The sequence below is a fragment of the Streptomyces sp. NPDC044921 genome (genome assembly GCF_056432865.1).
Genome location: NZ_JBWKIF010000022.1, coordinates 106,088 through 130,488, shown reverse-complemented (window position 1 = coordinate 130,488; position 24,401 = coordinate 106,088). Strand labels below are relative to the sequence as shown.

Genomic DNA, 24,401 nt, shown 5'->3' with positions numbered 1-24,401 from the left:
GCCAGATGGTTGGGGGTGTGTACGCCGCCGACAAAGGCGGCATCGGCGGAGTCTAAGCGAGTCCGCGCGCATGGAACAACGCTCAGCATGGCACCGGGGTTCCTGCTCCGGCCACTGTCCTCGCCGACCCGGAGCCGTATCGGCGCCGTCACGCCCCGAACAGGTCCTGTTGTCCGTTTCCGGCGGTCTGGGAGCGGGGCGGGGTGAGGCCGAGGTGCGTCCAGGCGGCGGGCGTGGCGACCCGGCCGCGCGGGGTGCGGGCGAGCAGTCCCTCCCGGACGAGGAAGGGCTCGGCGACCTCTTCCACGGTCTCACGCTCCTCCCCCACCGCGACCGCGAGCGTGGACAGGCCGACAGGGCCGCCGCCGAAGAGTTTGAGCAGGGCCTCCAGCACGGCCCGGTCGAGGCGGTCCAGGCCGCGCGCGTCCACCTCGTAGACGGCGAGGGCGGCGGCCGCGATGTCCCGGGTGATCAGCCCGTCGGCCTTGACCTGCGCGTAGTCGCGGACGCGGCGCAGCAGGCGGTTGGCGATACGGGGGGTGCCGCGGGAGCGGCCGGCGATCTCGGCGGCGCCGGCCGGGTCGATCTCCACTTCCAGCAGGTCCGCCGAGCGGTGGACGACGCGCTCCAGCTCGGCCGGTTCGTAGAACTCCATGTGGGCGGTGAAGCCGAAGCGGTCGCGCAGCGGGGGCGGCAGCAGACCGGCCCGGGTGGTGGCGCCGACCAGGGTGAAGGGGGGCAGCTCCAGCGGGATGGCGGTGGCTCCGGGGCCCTTGCCGACGATGACGTCGACGCGGAAGTCCTCCATCGCCATGTACAGCATCTCCTCGGCGGGCCGGGACATGCGGTGGATCTCGTCGAGGAAGAGGACCTCGCCCTCCTGGAGGGAGGAGAGGATCGCGGCGAGGTCGCCGGCGTGCTGGATGGCGGGGCCGGACGTGATGCGGATGGGGGCGCCCATCTCGGCCGCGATGATCATCGACAGGGTGGTCTTGCCGAGGCCGGGGGCGCCGGAGAGCAGCACGTGGTCGGCGGTGGCACCGCGCGCGCGTGCGGCGCGCAGGACGAGGTCGAGCTGCTCGCGGACCTTCTCCTGGCCGATGAACTCGCCCAGGTCCTTGGGGCGCAGGGCGGCCTCGACGGCCTGGTCCTCACGGTCGGCGCCGGAGTCCACCAGCCGCTCCTCGGCGGGCCCGCCGAGCCGCTCGGCGGCCTCGGCGTCGGTCGTGTCGTCCCAGTTCATGTGATGTGCCTCGGGGGGTGGGGGTCAGCGGGCGCGGTTCAGGGTCTGCAGGGCCGCCTTGAGCAGCATGCCGACCTGGGGCGTGCCGCCGGCCGCCTCGGCCTGGGGGGCCACGGCGGCGACGGCCTCGTCGGCCTCGCGGGTCGCGTACCCGAGGCCGATGAGGGCGGCGTGCAGCTGGTCGCGCCAGCCGGAGCTGACCGGCGCGCCGACGGCGGGTGCGCCGACCGGGGCGCCGAGCCGGTCCTTCAGCTCCAGCAGCAGCTTCTGGGCGCCCTTCTTGCCGATGCCGGGAACGGCCGTGAGGGCCTTCTCGTCGCCGGTGGAGACGGCCCGGCGCAGGGCGTCGGGGGTGTGCACGGCGAGCATGGCCTGGGCGAGCCGCGGTCCGACGCCGCTCGCGGTCTGGAGCAGTTCGAAGACCTGCCGCTCGTCGTCGTCCGCGAAGCCGTACAGGGTGAGGGAGTCCTCGCGCACGACCAGGGACGTGTGGAGCTTGGCGGGCTGGCCCAGGCGGAGCGTGGACAGGGTGTTCGGCGTGCACTGGACGGCCATGCCGACGCCGCCGACCTCGACGACCGCTGCGTCCGGGGCGAGTGCGGCCACTGTGCCGCTGACGAACGCGATCATGCCGTACGGCCTTTCGGTGCTGTGGTCGGTGCTGTGGCGGTGTGCCGGGCGACGGCCTGCTGGAGCCGGTTCTGGGCGGGGGCGCGCCAGATGTGGCAGATGGCGAGGGCGAGGGCGTCGGCCGCGTCGGCGGGCTTGGGCGGTGCGCCGAGCCGGAGCAGCCGGGTGACCATCGCGCCCACCTGCGCCTTGTCGGCCCGGCCGCTGCCGGTGACGGCGGCCTTGACCTCGCTGGGCGTGTGCAGCGCGACGGGGATGCCGCGGCGGGCGGCGCACAGCATGGCGACGGCGCTGGCCTGGGCGGTGCCCATCACCGTACGGACGTTGTGCTGGCTGAAGACGCGCTCGACGGCGACGCACTCGGGCCGGTGCTCGTCGAGCCACTGCTCGATGCCCTGCTCGACGGCGACCAGGCGGTGTCCGAGGTCCGCGTCGGCGGGGGTCCGGACGACGCCGACGCCGATCATGGTGAGCGGCCGTCCGGCCGCGCCCTCCACGACGCCCACACCGCACCGGGTCAGTCCCGGGTCCACCCCCAGCACGCGCACGCGCCCTCCCTTTCGGTCACCTGTTTGTGCAGGCTATCGGGTACCACCGACAACGCGACGGGCCGACGGGGTGTGTCCCGTCGGCCCGTTGCTCCCGTGCGCGGGTCAGGCGTCGACCTTCTCCATGACCTCGTCGCTGACGTCGAAGTTGGCGAAGACGTTCTGCACGTCGTCGCTGTCCTCCAGCGCGTCGATCAGCTTGAAGATCTTCTTGGCGCCCTCCTCGTCCAGCTCGACCTGCATGGTCGGGACGAAGTTGGCGTCGGCGGAGTCGTAGTCGATGCCGGCGTCCTGGAGGGCGGTGCGGACCGCGACCAGGTCGGTGGCCTCGCTGATGACCTCGAAGGTCTCGCCGAGGTCGTTGACCTCCTCGGCGCCGGCGTCCAGGACGGCGCCGAGGACGTCGTCCTCGGTCAGCTCGCCCTTGGGGACGATCACGACGCCCTTGCGGTTGAACAGGTACGACACCGAGCCCGGGTCGGCCATGGAGCCGCCGTTGCGGGTCATGGCGACGCGGACCTCGGAGGCGGCGCGGTTGCGGTTGTCGGTGAGGCACTCGATGAGCACCGCGACACCGTTGGGGCCGTAGCCCTCGTACATGATCGTCTCGTAGTCGGCGCCGCCGGCCTCCAGGCCGGCGCCGCGCTTGACCGCGGAGTCGATGTTCTTGTTGGGGACCGACGACTTCTTCGCCTTCTGGATGGCGTCGTAGAGCGTCGGGTTGCCCTCGGGGTCGGCGCCGCCCATCCGGGCCGCCACCTCGATGTTCTTGATCAGCTTCGCGAAGAGCTTGCCGCGCTTGGCATCGATGACGGCCTTCTTGTGCTTCGTCGTGGCCCATTTAGAGTGGCCGGACATCTGCCTGTCTCCTTCGCGTAACCCATCTCAGCAACGAACGCAGGAATCCTACAAGGAGTCCGCTGTCCGGTTCGCCCTCACCATGGCGACGAACAGGGCGTGCACCCGGTGGTCGCCGGTCAGTTCCGGGTGGAACGAGGTGGCCAGTGCGTTGCCCTGGCGCACGGCGACGATGTGCCCGTCGTGCTCGGCGAGCACCTCGGCCCGGGCGCCGACCGACTCGACCCAGGGGGCGCGGATGAAGACGCCCTCCACCGGTTCGCCCTCGACGCCCTCGAGTGCGACGGCCGCCTCGAAGGACTCGTTCTGCCGGCCGAAGGCGTTGCGGCGTACGATCATGTCGATGCCGCCGACGGTCTCCTGGCCCGAGCGCGGGTCGAGGATCTTGTCGGCGAGCATGATCATGCCCGCGCAGGTGCCGTAGACCGGCATGCCGGCCCGCACGCGCGCGCGGAGCGGCTCCATCACGCCGAAGAGCACCGCGAGCTTCGAGATGGTCGTGGACTCACCGCCGGGGATGACCAGGCCGTCCACCTCGGCGAGTTCCTCGGGGCGGCGCACCGGCCTGGCCACGGCGTCGGCCGCGGCCAGGGCCACGAGGTGCTCCCGTACGTCGCCCTGGAGGGCCAGGACGCCTATGACAGGTGCTTCGGTCATGGGTGGTTACCAGCCGCGGTTGGCGTAGCGCTCGGTCTCGGGGAGGGTGTCGCAGTTGATGCCGACCATGGCCTCGCCGAGGTTGCGGGACGCGTCCGCGATGATCTTCGGGTCGTCGTAGAAGGTGGTGGCCTTCACGATGGCGGCGGCGCGCTTGGCCGGGTCGCCGGACTTGAAGATGCCGGAGCCGACGAAGACGCCCTCGGCGCCGAGCTGGCGCATCAGGGCCGCGTCGGCCGGGGTGGCGACACCGCCGGCGGAGAAGAGGACCACGGGGAGCTTGCCCAGCTCGGCGACCTCCTTGACCAGCTCGTACGGGGCGCGCAGCTCCTTGGCGGCGGCGTACAGCTCGTGGTTGTCGTAGCCGCGCAGGCGGGCGATCTCGTTCTTGATCTGGCGCAGGTGGCGCACCGCCTCGACGACGTTGCCGGTGCCGGCCTCGCCCTTGGAGCGGATCATCGCGGCGCCCTCGGCGATGCGCCGCAGGGCCTCGCCCAGGTTGGTGGCACCGCAGACGAACGGCGTGGTGAAGGCCCACTTGTCGGAGTGGTTGACCTCGTCGGCCGGGGTGAGCACCTCGGACTCGTCGATGTAGTCGACACCGAGGGACTGCAGCACCTGGGCCTCGACGAAGTGGCCGATGCGGGACTTGGCCATGACCGGGATGGAGACGGCCTCGATGATGCCCTCGATCATGTCCGGGTCGGACATGCGGGCCACGCCGCCGTCCTTGCGGATGTCGGCCGGGACCCGCTCCAGGGCCATGACGGCGACCGCGCCCGCGTCCTCGGCGATCTTCGCCTGCTCCGGCGTGACGACGTCCATGATGACGCCGCCCTTGAGCTGCTCGGCCATGCCGCGCTTCACACGGGCGGTGCCGGTCTCGGGAGCCTGGTTTTCGGAGATGGACACGGGTGACCTCGCTGAGGGGAAAGGGAGTTTCTGCAGCACCGAGGAAACGGGAGGGGACCAGGCCACATCAAGGGCCAATGGGAACGCCGTGGATCCTTTTCGGGAGGACCGGCGGGGAACGGCCGGTGAACGCGGGCCCCGGCCGGGGTCAGGCGGCCCGGTCGACCAGGGCCGCCGGTGGCTCGTCGTCCATCTCGAAGGCCAGAGGGAAGGGCGCGTGACCGGCCAGGCGGAACCAGCGCACCTTGCGGTGCCGGCGCAGGGCCCGGGCGGCGCGTACGGCGTCGTTGTGGAAGCGCCGGGCCATCGGGACCCTGCGGACCGCCTCGGTGAGCTCCCGGGCCGCCTCCTCTCCCCCGGGCGCCCCGCGCACCGCCTCCACCTGCGCCGGCTCCCCGAACACGGCCCGCAGCGCCTGGCTCAGCTCGCTCTCGGCGACCTCACGCTGGTCCTCCTCGGCCTGCCGTGCGGCGTGGGCGGCCTCGTAGAGCACGATCGAGGCGGCCGGGTCGAGCACGCCGGAGGTGGCCAGCTCCTGGGCGACGGAGGCACGGCGCAGCAGCTGCGCGTCGAGGGCCGCGCGGGCGGCGTCGATGCGTGCGTGCAGCCGGTCCAGCCGCCCGGCCGTCCAGCTCAGGTACAGGCCGATCGCCACGAGGGCGACGAGGATCCAGATGAGGGTTGCGGTCACGGGCCAAGAGGCTACCGGGGCACTGCGCCGGGCCGGCCGGGTGTCCTGCCGGGGCGCTCCGCTCGGTCGGCCGGGCATCCTGCCGGTGGTGGGACCTGGCCCGGCCCTCCTGGGGGCTGCCGCCCCCGGACCTGCGCTGTGGGCCTGAACGGCCTCGTCGCCGATCGGCGGCCGGCCGGGCGGTGGGGACCGCGCGGCCTCACCCGCGGCGGGCGAACGGGCCGGTTGGGTGGGGGCGGCGCCCGGCGCCGCCCCGTCCGTGCGCGGCGCGCTTCGCGCGGCTCCGGCCGTCAGTCCCGGGCCAGCCCCAACCGGCTCCACAAGCCGCTGGTCCGTTCGTCCTCGGCCACCGCCGCCGCGCCCGCCGTCACCGTCTCGTAGACCGACAGGATGTCCGCGCCGACCGTCGACCAGTCGAAGCGCCGTACGTGGGCGCTGCCCCGCTCGCGCAGCTCGGCGCGCCGCTCCGGGTCCTCCAGGAGGCGTACGGCCGCGTCGGCCAGGGCGTCGGCGTCCTCGTTGGGGAACAGTTCGCCCGCCGCTCCCCGGTCCAGGACCTGGGCGAAGGCGTCCAGGTCGGAGGCGAGGACGGGGGCCCCGGCGGACATGGCCTCGACCAGGATGATGCCGAAGCTCTCGCCGCCGGTGTTGGGCGCGACGTACAGGTCGACACTGCGCAGGAAGCGGGCCTTGTCCTCGTCGCTGACCATGCCGAGGAACTCCACGCGCGGGCGCAGCTCGACGGGCAGGGACTCCACCGCCTCCTTCTCGTCGCCGCGCCCGGCGACCAGCAGCCGGGTCTGCGGCCGGGCGGCCAGGATCTTCGGCAGGGCCTTCATCAGCACCGGCAGGCCCTTGCGGGGCTCGTCGATGCGCCCGACGAAGCCGATCGTGTCGCCCTGCCACTCGGCCTTCGGCTCGGCCTGGGCGAAGAAGTCGACGTCGACGCCGTTCGGAATGACCACCGCGTCCCCGCCGAGGTGTTCCACGAGCGTGCGGCGGGCGTACTCGCTCACGGCGATCCGGGCGCTGATCTTCTCCAGGGCGGCCTGGAGGATCGAGTACGCGGCGATCATGGCGCGGGAGCGCGGGTTCGACGTGTGGAACGTCGCCACGATCGGGCCCTGGGCGGCCCAGCAGGCCAGCAGGCCCAGGGAGGGCGAGGTCGGCTCGTGGATGTGGATGACGTCGAACGCGCCCTCGTGCAGCCAGCGCCGCACCCGCGCCGCGCTCAGGAAGCCGAAGTTCAGCCGGGCCACGGAGCCGTTGTACGGCACCGGCACCGCGCGCCCGGCCGAGACCACGTACGGCGGCAGGGGGGTGTCGTCGTCGGCCGGGGCCAGCACGGACACCTCGTGGCCGAGGCGGAGGAAGTACTCGGCGAGGTCGCGGATGTGGAACTGGACCCCGCCCGGTACGTCCCAGGAGTAGGGGCAGACGATGCCGATCCTCACGGGCGCCCCTTCGCGGGGTCGAGGTCCTTGAGCCACAAGCGCTGCAGCATGTGCCAGTCCTCCGGGTGGTCGGCGATGCCGGTGGCGAAGGCGTCGGCCAGCGTCTGTGTCATGACAGACGTCTTCTCGGCGCGCGTGCCTGACTCGGGCACCTCGACGGGCGGGTGGACGCGGCCGCGCATGACGGGCGAGTCCTCGTACCAGAGGGTGACGGGCAGCAGCAGGGCGCCGGTCTGCTGGGCGAGCAGGGCCGGTCCGGCCGGCATGCGGGCGGTGTCGCCGAAGAAGTCCACCTCGACGCCGGAGGCGGACAGGTCGCGGTCGGCGACCAGGCAGACCAGGCCGCCGTCGCGCAGCCGCCGGGCCAGGGTGCCGAAGGCGCTGCCGCCGCTGTGCGGCAGGACCTCCATGCCCAGGCCCTCGCGGTAGGCGACGAACCGGTCGTAGAGCGTCTCGGGCTTCAGGCGCTCGGCGACCGTGGTGAAGGGGATGCCGAGCTCGGTGGTGACCCAGGCGCCGGCCAGGTCCCAGTTGGCCAGGTGCGGCAGGGCCAGGATCACGCCCCTGCCCGCGTCCATGCCCTCGGTGAGGTGGTGCAGGTCCTTGACGTCGACGCCCGCCCGGATGCGTTCCTTGCTCCAGGCGGGGAGGCGGAAGGACTCCATCCAGTAGCGCAGATACGACCGCATGCCCGCGCGGGAGAGCTCGGCGAGGCGCTCGGGGCTCGCGCCGGGCACCACGCGCGCGTAGTTGCTCTCCAGGCGCCGCACGCCCTTGCCGCGCTGCTTCCAGGCGGCGTCGGCGATGGCGCGCCCGAGCCGTACGGCGACCGGTTCGGGGAGCTTCTTGACGGTGCTCCAGCCGAGGCCGTACAGCGCGTCCGTCAGCCGGTCCTGGGCGCTCACGTGGCCGCCTCGCTCCCGTGGGAGGCGTTCTGCTGCTCACCCTCATTGTCCTGCGCGCCGGACGGGTCCTGCGCGGCCGCCGCCTGCTCGGCCTCGGCGGACTCCCGGCGGACCGTGACGACCCGCTGGATCAGCGTGACGAGGCTGCCCACGGCGACGATCCACAGGGCGACCGGAAGCAGGTACTGGATGCCCGGGACGCCGAACGCGTGCAGACCGGCCAGACCTGCCGCGACCAGGGAGATCACGAGCCGCTCGGCGCGCTCGACCAGCCCGTTGACCGCGACCGGCAGGCCGATCGACTCGCCGCGGGCCTTGGTGTACGACACCACCTGGCCGCTGGCCAGGCAGAAGATCGACACGGCGCACAGCACCAGGTCGTCGCCGCCGCCGGCGTACCAGAGGATGAAGCCGCCGAAGATCGCGCCGTCGGCGACCCGGTCGAGCGTGGAGTCGAGGAAGGCGCCCCAGCGGCTGGAGCGGCCGAGCTGGCGGGCCATGTTGCCGTCGACGAGGTCGGAGAACACGAACAGCGTGATCACGACCGTGCCCCAGAAGAACTCGCCCCTGGGGTAGAAGACCAGCGCGCCCGCGACCACTCCGGCGGTGCCGATGAGCGTGACGGTGTCGGGGCTGACGCCCCGGCGGATCAGAAACGCGGCGAACGGTGTGAGGACACGCGTGAAGAATGCACGCGCGTACTTGTTCAGCATGGCCTTCCCGAGGGTCGGTGTCGCCGTCTGGCCCCTGCTGGCCACCGGCTGGCCCATCGTAGCCACGCGCGCGTGCGGGCGAGGGGCGGGCACCCGGACCCCTTTCGGCTGAACCGCCGGGGTGCCGGTGGCGGGCGCGGTCGTGTCGTTCGTATGGACGCACCGTGACGGGAGTGGGAAGGTCGAAGAACCGCGGGCGTCGCCGGAGCCGCACCGCACGCGGGCTCCGCTTGCCCGCGCCCACAGTGACCTCACCGTGCACGGGAGGCAGGACCATGGGCGACAAGGCACAGACACACCCCGGAGCCGCCGGCAGGGCACAGGCGGCCGACCACCCCCAGTCCGTACGGAACGTGGTGCTGGTCGGCCACTCCGGATCGGGCAAGACCACGTTGGTGGAGGCCCTCGCGCTGACCGCGGGGGCGGTGAACCGGGCGGGCCGCGTGGAGGACGGCGGCACCGTCTCCGACTACGACGAGATCGAGCACCGGCAGCAGCGCTCGGTGCAGCTGTCCCTGGTGCCCGTCGAGTGGGACGGCATCAAGGTCAACCTCCTCGACACCCCCGGATACGCCGACTTCGTCGGTGAGCTCAGGGCCGGTCTGCGCGCGGCGGACGCGGCCCTCTTCGTCGTCTCGGCCTCGGACGGCGTGGACGGCTCGACGCGCATGGTGTGGGAGGAGTGCGCGGCCGTGGGGATGCCCCGGGCCATCGTCGTCACGCACCTGGAGGCGGCGCGCGCCGACTTCGAGGAGATGACCCGGATCTGCGCGGAGGCCTTCGGCGCGGACGACCCGGACGCGGTCCTGCCGCTCTACCTGCCGCTGCACGGCCCGCAGGCGCCCGACGGGCACGCCCCCGTGACCGGGCTGATCGGGCTGCTGTCGCAGAAGCTGTTCGACTACTCCACCGGTGAGCGCAAGGAGTCGGAGCCGGGCGAGGACCAGCTGCCGCTGATCGAGGAGGCCCGCAACCGGCTGATCGAGGGGATCATCTCCGAGAGCGAGGACGAGACCCTCATGGACCGCTACCTCGGCGGGGAGCCGGTCGACGTCAAGACCCTGATCGACGACCTGGAGCGGGCCGTGGCGCGCGGGGTCTTCTTCCCCGTCCTGGCCGCCGCCCCCGCGGCCGAGGGTGCCCGGCAGGGGCTCGGCACGGTCGAACTGCTGGAGCTGATCACCGGTGGCTTCCCGACGCCGCTGGAGCACGAGACGGTGCGGGTCACGACGATCGACGGCGAGCCGCGCGAGCTCAAGCCGTGCGATCCGGACGCGCCGCTGGTCGCGGAGGTCGTCAAGACGTCCTCGGACCCGTACGTGGGCCGGCTGTCGCTGATCCGCGTCTTCTCCGGCACCCTGCGCGCCGACCAGACGGTCCACGTCTCCGGGCACGGCCTGGCCGACCGGGGCCACGAGGACCACGACGTCGACGAGCGCATCGGCGCCCTGTCCACGCCGTTCGGCAAGCAGCAGCGCCCGGTGTCGCACGTCATCGCCGGTGACCTGGCCTGCGTGGCCAGGCTGAGCCGCGCCGAGACCGGCGACACCCTGTCCGCCAAGGACGACCCGCTGCTCATGGAGCCGTGGCAGATGCCCGACCCGCTGCTGCCGCTGGCCATCCAGGCGCACAGCAAACCGGACGAGGACAAGCTGTCGCAGGGCCTGGCCCGGCTGGTGGCCGAGGACCCGACGATGCGGCTGGAGCAGAACCAGGACACCCACCAGGTGGTCCTGTGGTGCCTGGGCGAGGCGCACGCGGACGTGGCCCTGGAGCGGCTGCGCAGCCGGTACGGCGTCCAGGTCGACGTCGTACCGCACAAGGTGTCCCTGCGTGAGACCTTCGCGACCAAGGCGTCCGGGCGCGGGCGGCACGTCAAGCAGTCCGGCGGGCACGGGCAGTTCGCCATCTGCGAGATCGAGGTCGAGCCGCTGCCGGGCGGCTCCGGCATCGAGTTCGTGGACAAGGTCGTCGGCGGCGCGGTGCCCCGGCAGTTCATCCCGTCGGTGGAGAAGGGCGTACGGGCCCAGGCCGCCAAGGGGGTCGCCGCCGGGTACCCGCTGATCGACGTCCGCGTGACCCTGCTGGACGGCAAGGCGCACTCGGTGGACTCCTCCGACGCCGCGTTCCAGACGGCCGGGGCGCTCGCGCTGCGGGAGGCCGCGGCCGGCGCGAGGATCCACCTGCTGGAGCCGGTGGCCGAAGTGTCGGTGCTGGTGGGCGACGACTTCGTGGGCGCCGTGATGAGTGACCTGTCGGGGCGGCGCGGCCGGGTGCTCGGCACCGAGCAGACCCCCGGCGGGCGCACCCTGGTCCGGGCCGAGGTGCCCGAGATCGAGATCGGCCGGTACGCGATCGACCTGCGCTCGATGACGCACGGCACGGCCCGCTTCAGCCGCCGTTACGCGCGGCACGAGCCGATGCCGCAGCAGGTCGCGGAGCGGGTGCGCGAAGAGGCGCGCGCGGCCTCGTAGTTGGCGCTCCGGCGCCTCCGACTGCCCCCGTGAGGGCTCCCTTCCGGGGCGGCGGACGGCTTGCGGGCCGTCCGCCGACGGCCGCGGGGTCGTGCCGATACGCTGATGACCTGATCAACAGGTGTGCGGAGCGCGGAAGTCGGGAAGGCCGCAGATGCGGATGCGGCAGCGATGGGGGCGGCAGTGACGGACGGATTCGACTTCAGTCCCGGGGCGCAGGTGCCCGTGGCGGGTGCGAGCGGCCAGACGGCGGCGACGTACGCGCTGGCCGCGGCGGCGTACCGGGACGACGAGGTCACCAAGATCCTGAACGCCGACAACGAGTGGCACCAGTCCAAGGTGACCCCGCCGCGGCCCTGGGCGAAGATCTTCCGTCCGCGGTTCGGTGAGGCCTTCTCCCGCGCGATCATCGACCGCATGCTGGGCGCCGGGCGCAAGCCGGTCATCCAGTCCTTCGGCATCGAGCCCCAGGTCGTCGTGGAGCACTGCCTGGCGGCCCACCGCATCCGCCGCGACCGCGACAACATGCTCTCGGCGATCACCGTCATCTGCGGGGTGCTCTTCCTGCCCGGCTTCCTGGTGTGGCTGCTGGTGTTCACGCTGCGCACCACCATGGCCAAGCGGGACGACAAGCGCGCGGGCGCCCTCGCCACGACGCTGCTGGTCGCCGTGGGCGCGCTCGCCGTGCTGTTCCTGCTGCGCATGCCGTTCACCGGGTTCTGGGGGTGGTACGCGCGCCTGGCGATCGTGATGCCGGTGGTCGGCTGGTTCTGGGCCAAGCAGATCTGCGAGCGCACGGCCCGCGACCTGCGCGAGCGCTGGTCGAGCCTGCTCTCGGGCGGGGGCGTCGGCGCCAAGATCCCCGAGGCGGTGCCGGGCACGCCCGGTGACGCCGCCGAGCAGGTCCGCAAGGAGCTGGCCCGGCTGGCCGCCGAGCAGCGCTCCAACTCGGCCTTCTACGCCGGCCCCAAGGGCATCCTCGGCATGGGCACCCGCTGGGGCAGCTGGCAGCTGGCCGAGGAGCTGGTCTCCGCCGAGCCCGGCAAGGACTTCCACCCGTTCCGCAGCTGGGACGTCATCGTGGCGATCCAGGGCGGCCTGGGCATGCTGGAGCGCACGTCCATCAACACCGGCGGTTTCCCCAAGCCGACCATCACGCACTGGGTCGTCACGCCGATCGGCGAGAAGGCGACCGAGGTGTCCCGGCCGAGCGGCGCGGACGTCGAGGCGTACACGGTCCGCAACCACGCCATACAGGAGATCTGCAACAAGCAGCAGTTCGGCAGCGGCGACCGGCACTACCTGGGCGTGCAGTGGACCCTGTGGGACGGCCACCTGGTGATCACGATGCTGATCACGGTGACCGTGCTGCACGACACGCTGCGCATCGAGGTCACCGGTCACGCCCTGGGCCCGGTCAACTCGCTGTTCAACGAGAAGCCCGCGGCCAAGGAGAAGACGGTCCAGAAGGCGTTCCGCTTCTGGGAGACCCGCACGGTGAAGCTCCCGCTGATCGACGCCGACGAGGTGGTGCGGCTGGCCGCGCGCGCCCCGCTGACCTGGTACCCGCCGCTGCTGAACTGGCTCGGCGGGAGCCTGACGCTGCCGGAGCCGTTCGGCCTGCGGCACGCGTGGGCGGACCAGCCGTGGCGGCACCGGTTCATGGCGGACGACGCGCTGCGGGCGGCGACGCCGGTGCTGCGCGTGGTGCACGCCGCCGCGCTGAAGGTGCTGCGGGAGAACGGCGTGAACGTGGAGAAGTTCGGGGCGCGCTCGGCGGCGCTCAGCGGGGCGGTGCAGGAGGCTTCGCCGAAGAAGGCGGATGTGTACGACGCCTAGTGGGTGAGGTGCCCTGCGTTGTGGCTGGGGCGAGGGTGGGTGCGCGGCCCGGCGCTGCGGGGTGCCTCCCCCAAGCTCTTCGAGCAGGGGGACCCCCGGCGCCCCACCCGTGCCGCCCCCAGCGGCACGCCTGCCCGCAGGCTGAGCTAGCTGCTCGGCCAGGCCTCCGCCAGCATCTTCCGCGTGTCGGCGAGCAGCTGCGGCAGCACCCGCGTGTGCCCCACCACCGGCATGAAGTTCGTGTCCCCGCCCCACCGCGGCACGATGTGCTGGTGCAGGTGCGCCGCGATGCCCGCGCCGGCGACGGAGCCCTGGTTCATGCCGATGTTGAAGCCGTGCGCGCCGGAGGCGGTGCGCAGGGCCGTCATCGCCTGCTTGGTGAGTTCGCCCAGCTCGGCGGTCTCCGCGGCGGTCAGGTCGGTGTAGTCGGCGACGTGCCGGTAGGGCACGGTCATCAGGTGCCCGCCGTTGTACGGGTAGAGGTTGAGCACCGCGTAGACCTGCTCGCCGCGGCGGACGACGAGTCCGTCCTCGTCGGACTTGGCCGGGATCGAGCAGAAGGGGCAGCCGTCTCCGGCGCCCGGGCCGGTCGGCTTGTTCTCGCCCTGGATGTAGGCCATCCGGTGGGGCGTCCACAGACGCTGGAACGCGTCCTGCGTCCCTACTCCCAGCTGCTGCTCCGGCTCACTCGTCATGCAGTGCAGCATATGGCGTCGAGCTGGGGGGACGGCAAAGGCCCCCGGGTTCGTCCCGGGGGCCCGTGCGCCGTGCGATCAGACCTGGGCGCGCTCGTCGACGACCTTCTGGATCTTCGCGATGGCCTCGTCGAAGGGGATGCCGTTCTCCTGCGATCCGTCGCGGTAGCGGAAGGACACCGAGCCGTTCGACATGTCCTCGTCGCCCGCGATGACCATGAAGGGCACCTTCTGCTTCTGGGCGTTGCGGATCTTCTTCTGCATCCGGTCGGAGGAGGAGTCGACCTCGACGCGCAGGCCCTGCTTCCTGGCGGCCGCGGCGAACTTCTCCAGGTACTCGACGTGGGCGTCGCCGATCGGGATGCCGAGTGCCTGGACCGGGGCCAGCCAGGCCGGGAAGGCGCCCGCGTAGTGCTCCAGCAGCACCGCGAAGAAGCGCTCGATCGAGCCGAACAGGGCGCGGTGGATCATGACGGGGCGCTGCTTGGAGCCGTCGGCGGAGGTGTACTCCAGGTCGAAGCGCTCCGGCAGGTTGAAGTCGAGCTGGATGGTCGACATCTGCCAGGTGCGGCCGATGGCGTCCTTGGCCTGGACGGAGATCTTCGGGCCGTAGAAGGCGGCGCCGCCCGGGTCCGGGACGAGGGGCAGGCCCTGCTTCTCGGCGACCTGGCGCAGCGTCTCGGTGGCCTCCTCCCAGGCCTCGTCGGAGCCGACGAACTTCTCCGGGTCCTTGGTGGACAGCTCCAGGTAGAAGTCGGTCAGGCCGTAGTCGCGCAGCAGCTCCAGCACGAACGTGAGCAGCTTGTCGAGCTCCTCGGACATCTGCTCGCGCGTGCAGTAGATGTGCGCGTCGTCCTGGGTGAAGCCGCGGGCCCGGGTCAGGCCGTGCACGACGCCCGACTTCTCGTACCGGTACACGGTCCCGAACTCGAACAGGCGCAGCGGCAGTTCACGGTAGGAACGCCCGCGCGCGTCGAAGATCAGGTTGTGCATCGGGCAGTTCATGGGCTTGAGGTAGTAGTCCACGCCCTCGTCGAGCTGCATGGGCGGGTACATGCCGTCGGCGTACCAGTCCAGGTGGCCCGAGGTCTCGAAGAGCTTCCCCTTCGTCGCGTGCGGGGTGTAGACGAACTCGTAGCCCGCCTCCTCGTGCCGCTTGCGCGAGTAGTCCTCCATGACCCGGCGGATGATGCCGCCCTTGGGGTGGAAGACGGCGAGGCCGGAGCCGATCTGCTCCGGGATGGAGAACAGGTCGAGCTCGCTGCCGAGCTTGCGGTGGTCGCGCTTCTCGGCCTCGGCGAGGAACTCCAGGTGCGCCTTCAGCTCGTCCTTGGTGGGCCAGGCGGTGCCGTAGATGCGCTGGAGCATGGGGTTCTTCTCGCTGCCGCGCCAGTAGGCGGCCGCGTTGCGCATCAGCTTGAACGCCGGGATGTTGCGGGTGGTGGGCAGGTGGGGACCGCGGCAGAGGTCCTTCCAGCACAGCTCGCCGGTCTTGGCGTCCAGGTTGTCGTAGATCGTCAGCTCGCCGGCGCCGACCTCGACGTCCGCGCCGTCGTCGGACGAGGCGGAGCCCTTGAGGCCGATCAGCTCCAGCTTGTACGGCTCGTCCGCCAGCTCCTCGCGGGCGGCGTCGTCGGTGACGACGCGGCGGGAGAAGCGCTGCCCGCGCTTCTGGATCTCCTGCATCTTCTTCTCGATGGCCTTGAGATCCTCGGGCGTGAACGGCTTGTCGACGTCGAAGTCGTAGTAGAAGCCGTCCTTGACGGGCGGGCCGATGCCGAGCTTGGCCTCGGGGAAGAGCTCCTGCACGGCCTGCGCCATGACGTGCGCGGTGGAGTGGCGCAGGATGTTCAGGCCGTCCTCGGAGGAGATCTCGACGCCCTCGACCTCGTCGCCGTCCGACAGGGCGTACGACAGGTCCTTGAGCTCGCCGGCCACGCGCGCGGCGATGATCGAGCGCTCGCCGGCGAAGAGCTCGGCGGCCGTAGTGCCCGTCGTCACCACGCGTTCTTCCCGCTCGGAATCGCGTTGGATGATCACACGGACGTCTGACACCGGTCTCTCCTGACTGAAGGGGGCTGCGGCGCCATACCGGAGCGCACGCACGAGTAAGGATCGTACCGACCCGGGACCACCCCGGGCGAAATCAGTCTCCGCAGTCCCCTCCGCAGGCCTCCTCGAAGAAGTCCAGGTTCTCCTGCAGCTCCTTCATCAGCCGGTCCCGCTCGGCGTCGTCGACCTGCACGGGGACGACACCGTGGGCGCCGGTGAGGCGGCGGAACCCGCTCCGGCTCTCCAGCCGTCCGTGCACCCGCACCGGCAGCCCGACCAGGTGGGCGTGCCCGGCGATCCGGTAGGCCTCCTCGTCGAGGGTGATCCGGACGTGCGGCACGTCGGCCCCGGTCAGCACGCGCAGCCGTACGGTGCCCTCGCCCCGCGGGCCCGAGCGGCGCATACGGGTGACCGCCCCGGTGATCCGCACGGGTACGGCGGGTTCCTCGCGCAGGTAGCGGGCACCGGCCTCGCGCAGCGCGGGCAGGTCGCCGGGTGAGAACTCGACGGGTTCGGCGGCGGGTGCGCAGCCCTCCGGCACCCCGGCCGCGGGGGCCCACGCGACGGTGATCCGGGCGCCCTCGGTGCCCCGGACGAGGGCGACGAGGGACTCGGTGAGCTCGTGGCTCACCCCGGCCTCGACCGCCGCGTCGAAGGCGTCCATGCCGCCGGTGGCGCGCTGGTAGTCGATGGCCTCGCGCGCGGCGAACAGGGCCTGGTGGAGGCGTACGGCGAGGGGCCGGCCTCCGGTGACGGGCACGAAGGCGGTGAGGCGGCCGCCGGTGGCGGAGCCGACGAGGACGCTCTGCAGGGCCGTGGCGGCGGCGCGGCGGTGGCGGGCGCCGTGGTAGCCGGCCCGGGCGCGGGTGGCGAGGGCCGCGGCGAGCAGCATCCGGCGGGCGGCGGTGCGCAGCCGTTCCTCGGCGGTCCAGGGCGCCGCGCCGGCGGGCCCGGCGGGCACGTCCTGCCACCAGCGGACCTCGTCGCTGGGCACGGCGAGGGAGACGAGGACCTCGCGGGCGGAGGGCGAGCCGCTGCGGGACAGGGCGAGCAGCGCCTCGGCGAGCAGGTCGTCGCTGTCGGGGAAGGCGCGGCTTGCGGGGACCAGCAGGCTCGTGCCGCTGCCGCCGGGTCCGGGCGGGGTCCAGCGGCCGTACTGTCCCGGGGCGCCGCCGCGGCGCTGCCAGCCGTGCCGCCGCAGCAGGGCGCCCAGGACGGCCGGGTCGACCGCGGCGGGGTCGGGCGGCGAGCCGCTCCAGGCGGTGTCCACGGGGTGGGGCCGGACGGGCCTCGCGGGCTCCTGGGTCGGGCGGTGCGTCACGGTCTGCCTCCCGTCCCGACGCGGGTCATGATCTCGCACAGCGCCCGGTCGTCGAAGATGCGTGAAGTCGGTATGCGCACGGTGGTGCGGCGGCGGCCGGTGATCGGGTGCCCGGCGAGGTTGGTCCAGTAGCAGCAGTGCCTCAGATCGAGCCGGTCGTGCCCGGCGCGCAGCCAGTCGTCCCGCAGCCGCGGCACCAGCATCACCACCAGGATCTTGTGCACGGACACGGGGGTGCGGGCGAGCTTCGCCAGGTGGTCGTTGTCGAGCGTGAAGGAGAAGGCGCGGCCCGGGGGGTGGGGCGGGACCTGGTAGGTGGCCTTGAGCTGCACCTTGATGGTGACCTCGTCGTCGACCGTGTGCCCGGGGGCGCTGTGGCTGACGTGCCAGTCGATGCCGTTGTCGGGAAAGGGCTGGGACAGCGAGCAGCCGGCGGCCGCCGCGACGGCGTGCAGATAGCCGACCTGCAGTGTCTCCATGCAGGCGGTGGTGGCGAGAGAGCCCCGGGACAAAGCCGTGCTCCCGGGCAGCAGCCCGCCCCGTTCGGGCTGCGCTATGGCCATGGCCCAACAGCCTTCCAGAACAAGTGATTCCCCGCTGCGGGCCGCTGAACTGCGTCGACCCGTACTCCTGTTGTCTCCTTCCGGCGTACGGCGCAAACAGCCCGGGTATCACCGGTTCGGGCAGCGGACGGGACGTCAACTGCCGAAGGTGATCGAGGGGTTGTGTGCGTATGACGACGTGCTGGTACGAGGGGCCGCTGGCCGCCTTCGACACGGAGACGACGGGCGTGGACGTCGAGACCGACCGGATCGTGTCGGCCGCCGTCGTCGTCCAGGACGCCCCGGGCATGCGGCCGCGGGTCAGCCGCTGGCTGGTGAACCCGGGGGTGCCGGTGCCCGCCGAGGCGACGGCGGTGCACGGGCTGACGGAGGATCACCTGCAGCGCAACGGCCGGTGGCCGGCGCCGGTGATGTACGAGATAGCGGAGGCGCTGGCCGAGCAGGCCCATGTCGGCCGTCCCGTCGTGGTGATGAACGCGCCGTTCGATCTCACCCTGCTGGACCGGGAGTTGCGGCGGCACCGCGCCTCGGCACTGGCCCGCTGGTTCGAGGCGGCGCCACTGCTGGTGCTCGACCCGAGGGTGCTGGACAAGCACCTGGACCGCTACCGCAAGGGCCGCCGTACCCTGACGGACCTGTGCGCGCACTACGGCGTCGCCCTGGAGGGCGCGCACGACGCGGCGGCGGACGCGGCGGCGGCGCTGGAGGTGACCCGGGCGGTGGGCCGCCGGTTCGCGTCCCGGCTGGAGCGGCTCGCGCCCGGTGAGCTGCACACGCTGCAGGCGGTGTGGCACGCGGCGCAGGCCCGGGGCCTGCAGGCGTGGTTCGCGCGCAGCGGCGTGGACGAGGCGGTCGATCCCGCCTGGCCGCTGCGCCCGGAGCTGCCGGCGGCGGCCTGAGAGACGGGCGCGGAGGCAGAAGAAAACCGGTCCGTCTGCGACGGACCGGCTGTTTCCGGTGGGCGATACTGGGTTCGAACCAGTGACCTCTTCGGTGTGAACGAAGCGCTCTCCCACTGAGCTAATCGCCCGGGAACGCACTGAACAATACAGGTCCCGGCACGCTTCCTTCAAACCGCTCGCAGGTACCGGAGCAGTCCGCGCCGCCCGGACCGCATCATCAGCGCGTGATTGGCGCGGAAGACGGGCCGTCCCGGTACGGCGAACCGCCTCAGCAGCGGCTTGCCGACGTTCACCACCTGGTCGTACCGCGCCAGGCTGCCCGCCGCGTGGGGCGTGACCGTCCAGCGCGCCCAGCCCTCGATGTCCCCGGACACGGCGATCTCCAGCACCCCGGCGCCGGGGTCGCGCCGCACCTCCCGTGCCGTGAAGGTCATGTCGTACGGCAGCACGGAGCGGATGCGGATCACGCCGGTGGTGCCGTCGAGCCGGGTCACCTCCCGGACCTGGCGCCACCAGCGCGGGTAGTCCTCGGGGCGGTCCAGCACCTCGTACACCGCGGCGGGCGGTGCGGGCACGGGCCACAGGCTGCGGAAGCGGTAGTGGTTCCAGTCCATGTCCGCAGTGTGCCCACCCGGGGCGGGGACCGGCTGAGTACGCGCCTGAGTATCCGCGCTCATGTCCGGCCCGGTGACGCGGGCCACACTGCGTGCCATGACGCACCTTCCGCCCCCGGCCGAGGAACTGCGGCTCCTCGACGCCGAACTGAGGCAACTGGACGCCCGCCGGGCTCAGTTGCTGACTCGCCGCGCCTGGCTCGTCGCGGCCCTGCAGCAGACGGGGCGGCCCTCGCGCCCCTGGGCGCACCCGCGGCCCGCCACCCCGCCCCGCCCGGAGACCGCCGCACCCAGCGTGCAGAACGTGCTCCTGGTGCTCGGCGGTGTCCTGCTCACCCTCGCGGCCGCGGTGTTCACGCTGGTCAGCTGGGGGCACATGGGCATCACCGGGCGGGCGCTGGTGCTCGGCGCGGTCACGCTGGCCGCGCTCGCGGTGCCCGCGGTGCTGCTGCGTCGGGGGCTGCGGTCGACGGCCGAGTCGGTGGCGGGGCTCGGACTGGCCCTGACCGTCCTGGACGCGTACGCGCTGCACCAGGCGGCCCTCGCCCAGGCGGACGGGACCGGATACGCGGCGGCCGCCACGGCGGTGCTCGCCGTGCTCTGGTCCGCGTACGGCCTGCTGCCGGCCACGGCCGCCCTGCGGCTGCCCCGGCCCGCCGCGCTGGCGGCGGCCCAGTTCCCGCTGCTGCTGGGTGCGCTGGCCGCCGGCGCGGGTCCGTCGGTGATCGCGGCCGCGCTGCTGGTGACGGCCGGGCTGGACGCGGGTGTGGCGCTGCGGGTGACGAACCCCTCCGTGCGGATCACCGCGGTCGTCGGCGCGTACGGCACGGGCGGCTCGGGTGTCCTCGTCGCCGGCTGGCTGTCCGGGACGGCCGACGGGCCGGGCGCCGCCGCCCGGGCGGGCGCGCTGCTCCTGCTCGCGGCGGGCATCGCGCTGGCCGCGGCCCGGCGCGGTCCGGGAACCGCGCACCCCCTCGGCCTCGCGATCGCCTCGGGGCTGCTGACCGTCGCCGCGCTCGGCGCGGTGCCGCGCGCGGTGGTCCCTTCGGAGTGGGTGGTCCCGGCCCATCTGGCCCTCGGGGTCGCGCTGTTGACCGCGCTCCGCGCGGTACGGCTGCCGGACGCCGTGCGGCACGGCTGGGTCTGGGCCTCCGCCGCCGTGCAGGCGCTGGCCCTGGTGTGGACGCTGCCGGTGTCGGCCCTGGTGGTGCTGGGCCCGGCCGGGTGGCTGGGCCGGGTGTGGAGCGGTGCGCCGTCGGACGCCCGGGCGGCGGTCACCGTCGAGGCGCCCTGGCCGCCGGACGCGGCGACGGCCCCGGTGGTGCTGCTGGCGGTCGCGGCGGTGCTGGCACGGGTGGTCCGCGCGGAGCAGTGGCGCGCACGGGCCCGGCTCGGTGCGCTGGGCCTGCTGTGGGCGGCGGCACTGCTGCTCCCGGCGATCCTGGCGGTTCCCTACGCCGCGGGCGTGGCGGTCCTGGTGGTCCTGACGGCGGCCGCGCTGTACACGGGCCGGACCGCTTCGGCCGGGGCACGGCTCACCGCCCTCGTCCTCGCGCTGGTCACGGCCGTCGACCTCACCCTGGTCTCCCTGGCCTCCCAGACCGCGACGCTGGTCGTGCTGTCCGTGCTGACGGCCCTGCTCGCCGCGTCCTCGTGGCGGACGGGACTCACCGCCTTCACGGCTCCCGCCGCCCTGGTGTACGCCGCCGCGCTGGCCTCGGCCACGGGCGCGGCCGCGGACTGGCCACCGGCCCGCACGGCCCTGCTGGTCCTGGCCGTGCCCGCGGCCGCCGCCCTGCTCGCGGCGCGTCTCGTGGAGACCCGGACGGTCGTGGCGGTGGAGGTCACCGCTGCCGCCACCGGCCTGCTCGCCGTGGGCCTCGCCGTCACCGACCCGCCGCTGCTCGCCCTGGTGCTCGCCCTGTGCGGGGTGATCGCCGCGGGGACCGCGCTGCGTCCCGGCCGCCGCGACGTCGGCTACGCGGCCACGGCCCTGTTCGTGCTGGCCGCGTGGGTACGGCTGGCGGCCTGGGACGTCACCACGCCCGAGGCGTACACGCTGCCGGTGTCCGTCCCGGCCCTGCTCGTCGGCTTCCTGCGCCGCCGCCGGGACCCGCGGACCACCTCCTGGACTGCGTACGGCGCCGGACTGACCGCCACCCTGCTGCCGGGCCTCGTCGCGGCCTGGGGCGACCCGCACTGGACGCGTCCGCTGCTGCTGGGCACGGCGGCACTGCTGGTCACCCTGCTGGGCGCCCGGCACCACCTCCAGGCACCGCTGGTGCTCGGCGGCTCGGTGCTGGCCCTGGTCACACTGCACGAGCTCGCCCCGTACGTCGTGCAGGTGACCGGGGCACTCCCCCGCTGGGCGCCCCCGGCCCTCGCCGGGCTCCTGCTGCTCGCACTCGGGGCGACGTACGAGCAGCGGATCCAGGACGTGCGGCGGGTGAGGGACGTGCTGGGCAGGATGAACTAGCCGCCGGTCACGGCATCCTGTCCCCGAGCAGGGCCAGGTTCTCGATCGCGGCCAGGCCGTACAGCGAGGTGTCGTTGGTGGAGACCCACGGCGCCTCGCTGCCCGGCACCAGCGTGAGCGGCCCACTGAGCTTCTCGGTCCTCCAGGGCGCGGACTCCTTGTAGCCGTCGGAGTTGTAGAACTTGTCCCACGCGCGCTTGGCGAGCTTCTCGTCGCCGCTCTGGACGGCCGCGTACGCGTCGAGGCGCGAGTGGCCCTGGAAGAGGATCAGGGAGCCGAAGTTGCTGCCGTAGCGGGCCGCCTGTTCGGCCTTGGTGGCGTTGAAGTAGCGGCAGTAGTCGAGGTAGGCCTCCTTGAACTCCGGCATGTCGACGAGGTCGATGAGCTCGGCGCACAGTTCGTTGAGGCCGAAGACGGCCGACAGGTGCGAGACCTCCACCTTGGGCTGCGCCGCCACGGCGAACCTGCCGGTGTCCAGGTCGTACAGGCCGCTGCCCTGCACGAATCCGTTGGGCTGGGCGGCGATGGTCTCCATCGTGGACAGGACACGCGCCTTGGCCTTCTCCCACTTGGGGCCCTTGCGCTCCCACTCGGTCAGCCAGGCCGAGACCAGTCCGCTCCAGTCGGTGCCGAAGCCGATCGACAGGGCGTGCCGGTCGGGCGTGTAGGGCTCGGTGCGGATCTTGCGCAGCGGGTCGAGGGCGAGGAACGTCTCGTCGGAGTCGACGTTGGCGTGCATGAGGTCGCCGACGCGTTCGTCCGCCGTGAGGAAGTAGTAGTAGCGCCGGTAGGTGGTGTTGGCGATGCGCTGCTGCTTGGCGCTGTCGGCCCAGTGCTGCACGCCGTGCCGGGTGCCGAGGCCCGCCCACTTGCCGAGGTGGTAGACGTCGACCTCGCCGGTGTGCCGGGTCATGGCCTCGGCGAAGCGGAAGACGTCGGCCCGGCCGGAGCGCAGGTAGGCGTACCAGAGCCACAGGTCCGGCGACAGCTCGGAGTTGTCCCAGGCGTAGCCGCCGACGTCGTAGCGCCACTGGTGCCGGACGGTGTCGTAGGTGTGCATGATGTCGCCGTAGTCCCAGAAGCCGTACCACCGGCGCATCTCCACCTGGTCCTTGTAGTAGGTGAAGAGGAAGTCGAGGTGGTCCTCGATCTTCGCCTTGGCCGGGGTGGAGCGGTCGGGTTCGGCGAACAGGCCCTTGCCGAAGACGCCCGCCTCGATGAGCTGTTTCGGCGGGGCGGCGAGCTGCGGGAGGACCCGGACGGCCTCGACCTGCTCGGCGAGCGTCTCGGCGCCCGGGGTCGAGGCGTTGGCCCAGAACAGCAGCTCGGAGGTGCGGGCGATGCCGTAGGGGGTGCCGAACTCGGGCTCGTAGTCCTCGTAGGTGATGTTGAGGCCTTCGAGCTGCTCGGGGAAGGTGTCCTGGCCCATGCCGTCGTGGTAGAAGCGCATGTCCATGGGCTGTGCCTCGGGCGACCAGAGCCAGAGGGTGACCTCGGCGGCGTCGGTGTGGGCGTCGCGGATGTCGAGCTGGGCGGGGTACTTCTCCCAGAAGTCGCGCAGCCCGAAGGAGAGGCCGCCGCTCGCCCCGCCGACGTACCCGAAGCCGGAGGCCCGCCGGCCGCCGCCCGCCCCGATCCAGCCGTAGCCCTTCTTGGTGCGCTTGCGCAGGGTGAAGCCGTCGGCCGAGAGCTGGGAGAGGGTGTAGTCGCCCCACTCGGGGATGTACTGCAGGCGGGTGGTGACGCGCTGGTCCCAGGTGGCCGGGTCGGGGAGCTTCTTCCCCTCGTACTGGGCGGCCTGCACGGCGGCGCCCGGGTCGCGGCGCAGTCCGGTGACGCCCTTGACGGCCTCGCGCAGCAGGCCGGTGCCGTCACCGCCGATGCGGATGTGGCGGTCGTAGGACGCGTCGCGCATCGGCACGGTGAAGCGGACGCCGAGGCCGCGGATGAAGTCGCCGGACGCCTTGCCGGGCTTCTGGGTGCCGTCGTAGGTGATGGTGTGCACCATGCGGAAGGAGTCGGCACCGGCGTAGAAGTAGAGCCGGACGGAGAACGGCAGCCAGCTGCGGTCGCCCTTGCGGTGCTTGCCGTCGATGCGGACGACGGCCCGGACGGGGCCCTCCTGTTCGACCTGGACCCTGGAGATGGCTCCGTCGAAGCGCTCGGTCCTGACCGTGCCCTGGTCCTCGTCCTCGAACTCCGGCTGGCGGATCATCACCAGCCGGCCGTTGCGGGCGATCTCCGTCGCGCCGCGGGTCACCGACTTGACGAGCGTGGAGCCGGACGTGCCGATCCGCACGGTGATGACGCCGGTCGATACGTCGACGGTGCCGCCGCGCCGGGCGACGGTGACCTTCTTCTCGGGCGCGGCGGGGGTGCCGGCCCGCAGGGTGAGCTTGCCGTCGCCCGAACCGACCGCGTGGGCGGTCCACTTGAGGGAGCCGTCGGGCCAGTAGGCGATCGGCCACGACTGCACGGGTACGGGCGTGCCGTCCGCGTCCGTGAGCGCGAAGGTCTGGTCCTCGCGGTACGCGCCCTTCGGCCAGGGGACGCCGACGGTGGAGCCCGGGGCCGCGCCGAGGCCGCCGTCCTCCAGCCAGTCGAGGACCACCGGGTCGGGGTCGCCGGGCGCGGCCGCGGGCGCGGCCTGGGCGTCCTGCGTGCCCAGCGTCCAGCTGAACTGGGCGGCGGCTCCGGCGACGGCGGCCGCCTTGAGCAGGGATCTGCGGGGGATGGGAGACATAGGGGTTGCTGCCTTTCCTCGTCCGTGCGGAAGCGAATCCGTGTGATGGGCAGGGGCATGACAGAGAGAGGCGCGGCGCCCGGGGCGCCGGCCTGACGAACGCGGGAACCG

General features: G+C 72.8%; 20 protein-coding genes and 1 tRNA gene. 4 read left to right on the top strand and 17 right to left on the bottom strand.

Annotated features, from left to right (window positions below; translation table 11 throughout):
• Window positions 1-148: 148 nt before the first annotated feature.
• From ruvB to pgsA, 10 genes are all read right to left on the bottom strand, one after another.
• Window positions 149-1,243 carry a Holliday junction branch migration DNA helicase RuvB gene (ruvB, locus tag AC07DA_RS29295; RefSeq protein ID WP_479131215.1) on the bottom strand — a complete coding sequence of 365 codons (1,095 nt, stop codon included), beginning with the start codon at window positions 1,241-1,243 and terminating at the stop codon, window positions 149-151.
• Window positions 1,244-1,267: 24 nt separating this feature from the next.
• Window positions 1,268-1,873 carry a Holliday junction branch migration protein RuvA gene (gene ruvA / locus AC07DA_RS29290; RefSeq protein WP_479131214.1) on the bottom strand — a complete coding sequence of 202 codons (606 nt, stop codon included), beginning with the start codon at window positions 1,871-1,873 and terminating at the stop codon, window positions 1,268-1,270.
• Window positions 1,870-2,421, bottom strand: a complete 552-nt coding sequence (gene ruvC / locus AC07DA_RS29285; protein ID WP_479131213.1) for a crossover junction endodeoxyribonuclease RuvC — start codon at window positions 2,419-2,421, stop codon at window positions 1,870-1,872. The genes ruvA and ruvC overlap by 4 nt, the downstream gene beginning before the upstream one ends.
• A 105-nt stretch (window positions 2,422-2,526) precedes the next feature.
• Window positions 2,527-3,279: a YebC/PmpR family DNA-binding transcriptional regulator gene (locus AC07DA_RS29280; RefSeq protein WP_031116589.1), complete on the bottom strand. Its 753-nt coding sequence runs from the start codon at window positions 3,277-3,279 to the stop codon at window positions 2,527-2,529.
• A 48-nt stretch (window positions 3,280-3,327) separates the two neighbouring features.
• Complete coding sequence (gene pdxT / locus AC07DA_RS29275; RefSeq protein ID WP_479131212.1) at window positions 3,328-3,936, bottom strand: pyridoxal 5'-phosphate synthase glutaminase subunit PdxT; 609 nt, start codon at window positions 3,934-3,936, stop codon at window positions 3,328-3,330.
• Window positions 3,937-3,942: 6 nt separating this feature from the next.
• Window positions 3,943-4,848, bottom strand: a complete 906-nt coding sequence (gene pdxS, locus AC07DA_RS29270) for a pyridoxal 5'-phosphate synthase lyase subunit PdxS (protein ID WP_351361047.1) — start codon at window positions 4,846-4,848, stop codon at window positions 3,943-3,945.
• 148 nt (window positions 4,849-4,996) lie between these two features.
• Window positions 4,997-5,539, bottom strand: coding sequence for a hypothetical protein (locus AC07DA_RS29265; protein WP_479131210.1), 543 nt, complete (start codon window positions 5,537-5,539; stop codon window positions 4,997-4,999).
• A 290-nt stretch (window positions 5,540-5,829) separates the two neighbouring features.
• On the bottom strand, window positions 5,830-6,993 hold the full coding sequence (locus AC07DA_RS29260) for a glycosyltransferase family 4 protein (protein WP_479131209.1): 1,164 nt from the start codon (window positions 6,991-6,993) through the stop codon (window positions 5,830-5,832).
• Window positions 6,990-7,898: a phosphatidylinositol mannoside acyltransferase gene (locus AC07DA_RS29255; RefSeq protein WP_479131208.1), complete on the bottom strand. Its 909-nt coding sequence runs from the start codon at window positions 7,896-7,898 to the stop codon at window positions 6,990-6,992. Before AC07DA_RS29255 ends, AC07DA_RS29260 begins: the two co-directional genes overlap by 4 nt.
• Window positions 7,895-8,668, bottom strand: coding sequence for a phosphatidylinositol phosphate synthase (gene pgsA, locus AC07DA_RS29250; RefSeq protein WP_479131246.1), 774 nt, complete (start codon window positions 8,666-8,668; stop codon window positions 7,895-7,897). Before pgsA ends, AC07DA_RS29255 begins: the two co-directional genes overlap by 4 nt.
• Window positions 8,669-8,886: 218 nt before the next feature.
• Here pgsA and AC07DA_RS29245 point away from each other — a divergent pair, with 218 nt between their 5' ends.
• Window positions 8,887-11,085 (top strand): elongation factor G-like protein EF-G2, encoded by a 2,199-nt coding sequence (locus tag AC07DA_RS29245; RefSeq protein ID WP_479131207.1) that lies wholly within the window; start codon window positions 8,887-8,889, stop codon window positions 11,083-11,085.
• 171 nt (window positions 11,086-11,256) lie between these two features.
• Window positions 11,257-12,924, top strand: a complete 1,668-nt coding sequence (locus AC07DA_RS29240; protein WP_479131206.1) for a hypothetical protein — start codon at window positions 11,257-11,259, stop codon at window positions 12,922-12,924.
• Between the two features lie 146 nt (window positions 12,925-13,070).
• On the opposite strand, the gene AC07DA_RS29235 is transcribed toward AC07DA_RS29240, so the two are convergent.
• From AC07DA_RS29235 to AC07DA_RS29220, 4 genes are all read right to left on the bottom strand, one after another.
• Window positions 13,071-13,631, bottom strand: a complete 561-nt coding sequence (locus tag AC07DA_RS29235; protein ID WP_467738519.1) for an HIT family protein — start codon at window positions 13,629-13,631, stop codon at window positions 13,071-13,073.
• Between the two features lie 66 nt (window positions 13,632-13,697).
• Window positions 13,698-15,674: a threonine--tRNA ligase gene (gene thrS, locus AC07DA_RS29230; RefSeq protein WP_479131205.1), complete on the bottom strand. Its 1,977-nt coding sequence runs from the start codon at window positions 15,672-15,674 to the stop codon at window positions 13,698-13,700.
• A 91-nt stretch (window positions 15,675-15,765) separates the two neighbouring features.
• Complete coding sequence (locus AC07DA_RS29225; RefSeq protein ID WP_479131204.1) at window positions 15,766-16,992, bottom strand: hypothetical protein; 1,227 nt, start codon at window positions 16,990-16,992, stop codon at window positions 15,766-15,768.
• A complete protein-coding gene (locus AC07DA_RS29220) occupies window positions 16,989-17,555 on the bottom strand; it encodes a DUF4365 domain-containing protein (RefSeq protein ID WP_479131203.1) in 567 nt (188 codons plus the stop codon). Before AC07DA_RS29220 ends, AC07DA_RS29225 begins: the two co-directional genes overlap by 4 nt.
• Window positions 17,556-17,725: 170 nt before the next feature.
• On the opposite strand from AC07DA_RS29220, the gene AC07DA_RS29215 reads away from it, so the two are divergent.
• A complete protein-coding gene (locus AC07DA_RS29215) occupies window positions 17,726-18,454 on the top strand; it encodes an exonuclease domain-containing protein (protein ID WP_479131202.1) in 729 nt (242 codons plus the stop codon).
• A gap of 59 nt (window positions 18,455-18,513) precedes the next feature.
• Here the strand turns inward: AC07DA_RS29215 and AC07DA_RS29210 are convergent.
• Window positions 18,514-18,585: transfer RNA gene (locus tag AC07DA_RS29210), tRNA-Val, on the bottom strand.
• Between the two features lie 39 nt (window positions 18,586-18,624).
• Window positions 18,625-19,071 (bottom strand): SRPBCC family protein, encoded by a 447-nt coding sequence (locus AC07DA_RS29205; RefSeq protein ID WP_479131200.1) that lies wholly within the window; start codon window positions 19,069-19,071, stop codon window positions 18,625-18,627.
• A gap of 97 nt (window positions 19,072-19,168) precedes the next feature.
• On the opposite strand from AC07DA_RS29205, the gene AC07DA_RS29200 reads away from it, so the two are divergent.
• Entirely contained in the window at window positions 19,169-21,547 is a 2,379-nt protein-coding gene (locus AC07DA_RS29200; RefSeq protein WP_479131199.1) for an SCO7613 C-terminal domain-containing membrane protein, read from the top strand.
• Window positions 21,548-21,554: 7 nt separating this feature from the next.
• On the opposite strand, the gene AC07DA_RS29195 is transcribed toward AC07DA_RS29200, so the two are convergent.
• Window positions 21,555-24,290 (bottom strand): exo-rhamnogalacturonan lyase family protein, encoded by a 2,736-nt coding sequence (locus tag AC07DA_RS29195; RefSeq protein ID WP_479131198.1) that lies wholly within the window; start codon window positions 24,288-24,290, stop codon window positions 21,555-21,557.
• Window positions 24,291-24,401 lie beyond the last annotated feature (111 nt).

Bases quoted from the DNA above. Each gene is read 5' to 3' on its own strand.
- ruvB (WP_479131215.1), bottom strand. From the start codon at position 1,243: ATGAACTGGGACGACACGACCGACGCCGAGGCCGCCGAGCGGCTCGGC.
- ruvA (WP_479131214.1), bottom strand. From the start codon at position 1,873: ATGATCGCGTTCGTCAGCGGCACAGTGGCCGCACTCGCCCCGGACGCA.
- AC07DA_RS29280 (WP_031116589.1), bottom strand. From the start codon at position 3,279: ATGTCCGGCCACTCTAAATGGGCCACGACGAAGCACAAGAAGGCCGTC.
- pdxT (WP_479131212.1), bottom strand. From the start codon at position 3,936: ATGACCGAAGCACCTGTCATAGGCGTCCTGGCCCTCCAGGGCGACGTA.
- pgsA (WP_479131246.1), bottom strand. From the start codon at position 8,668: ATGGGCCAGCCGGTGGCCAGCAGGGGCCAGACGGCGACACCGACCCTC.
- AC07DA_RS29245 (WP_479131207.1), top strand. From the start codon at position 8,887: ATGGGCGACAAGGCACAGACACACCCCGGAGCCGCCGGCAGGGCACAG.
- AC07DA_RS29240 (WP_479131206.1), top strand. From the start codon at position 11,257: ATGGGGGCGGCAGTGACGGACGGATTCGACTTCAGTCCCGGGGCGCAG.
- AC07DA_RS29235 (WP_467738519.1), bottom strand. From the start codon at position 13,631: ATGCTGCACTGCATGACGAGTGAGCCGGAGCAGCAGCTGGGAGTAGGG.
- AC07DA_RS29220 (WP_479131203.1), bottom strand. From the start codon at position 17,555: ATGGCCATAGCGCAGCCCGAACGGGGCGGGCTGCTGCCCGGGAGCACG.
- AC07DA_RS29215 (WP_479131202.1), top strand. From the start codon at position 17,726: ATGACGACGTGCTGGTACGAGGGGCCGCTGGCCGCCTTCGACACGGAG.
- AC07DA_RS29205 (WP_479131200.1), bottom strand. From the start codon at position 19,071: ATGGACTGGAACCACTACCGCTTCCGCAGCCTGTGGCCCGTGCCCGCA.
- AC07DA_RS29200 (WP_479131199.1), top strand. From the start codon at position 19,169: ATGACGCACCTTCCGCCCCCGGCCGAGGAACTGCGGCTCCTCGACGCC.
- AC07DA_RS29195 (WP_479131198.1), bottom strand. From the start codon at position 24,290: ATGTCTCCCATCCCCCGCAGATCCCTGCTCAAGGCGGCCGCCGTCGCC.